The sequence below is a fragment of the Lelliottia sp. GFLA7 genome (genome assembly GCF_056490165.1).
In genome coordinates this window covers 1-390 of record NZ_JBWLAQ010000126.1, presented here as the reverse complement: position 1 = coordinate 390, position 390 = coordinate 1, and the positions used below count along the sequence as shown (strand labels likewise).

Sequence of the window (390 nt, the reverse complement as noted above, 5' to 3'; positions counted from 1 at the left end):
CGTTTCGCTTCACCTGGACGTCGAGCCACCGCATGAGCGCCGCGGTCTCGGGGTCACCCGGGTCGCCGTGGGCGCCGACGATCTCGTCCGCGATCCGGCCCACACGCTGAATGCGTTCGGTCGCAAAGACCTTGGTGGCCGACGCGTCGGCGATGTCGACGTCGCCCGTGGCCGCCGCGACCTGCCAGTTGAGCAGTTCGTTGAGGCGGTAGGTGGCGTGGATCTCGCCGAGTCCGCGACGGACGTCGGGCAGGTCCAGCAGGTCCCGCTTCGCGGCCCAGTCGTAGACCTTCTCGTACAGGCCCGCGACACGACCGGCGGGGCCCAGCATGACGCGCTCGTGGTTGAGCTGCGTCGTGATGAGCCTCCAGCCCTTGTTCTCCTCGCCGA

1 protein-coding gene is annotated in these 390 nt (G+C 69.2%); it reads right to left on the bottom strand.

Annotation, left to right across the window (positions count from 1 at the left end; genetic code table 11):
• Positions 1-390 (bottom strand): acyl-CoA dehydrogenase family protein (locus AC07RN_RS21480; protein WP_478337301.1); only part of this gene is annotated, 390 nt, incomplete at both ends.